Genomic DNA, 558 nt, shown 5'->3' on the forward strand with positions numbered 1-558 from the left:
GGGGCGTCCGCCCCCGCCCCCGGGGGCCCCCGCGGGCCCCTGCCCCCCCCCCCCCGCCCGGGGGCGCCGCGATGCTGCCGCGCCAGCGCAGCACCGCGAGCCTGGGCGGCGTGGACCCGCCCGCTCCCACCGCGAGCAGCGCGCCGAAGCCGGCGCGCGCAAGCCGCTTGCGCCCCAGCACGTCCACATGGATGCCGTGCTCGGCGAGACCCTCCAGCCGCTTCGCGAAGCTTTTCGTCGTCAGGTGGTTCGCCGGCTCCGCCACCAGGTCGCGCGCGAAGAGGCAGCCGTGCACGGCGGCGCCGGCATGCTCCCAGCACGCCTTCGCCGCGGCCACGTCCTCCGTCAGAACGGTCAGGCGGCCGAGGCCGGGCTTGATGTCGCGCGTGCGATGCACATCGAAGCGCCAGGCGCGCAGCGCCGCCCCGGCCGCCCGCGCGGCCGCGGTCGCGGCCGGCAGGCCGGTCGCGTCCAGCACCAGATGCGGCGCCTCGGCGAAGAGCGCGGCGGCGGCGGCCCCCGCCGCCTCGGCATCCGGCGCCGGGCCGGCGCCGAGCC

1 pseudogene is annotated in these 558 nt (G+C 80.5%); it reads right to left on the reverse strand.

Annotation, left to right across the window (positions count from 1 at the left end):
- Nucleotides 1-558, reverse strand: a pseudogene (locus AC1MIR_RS05265) (leucyl aminopeptidase); the annotation flags it as partial.

Source organism: Falsiroseomonas sp. RANM36 (assembly GCF_056682175.1).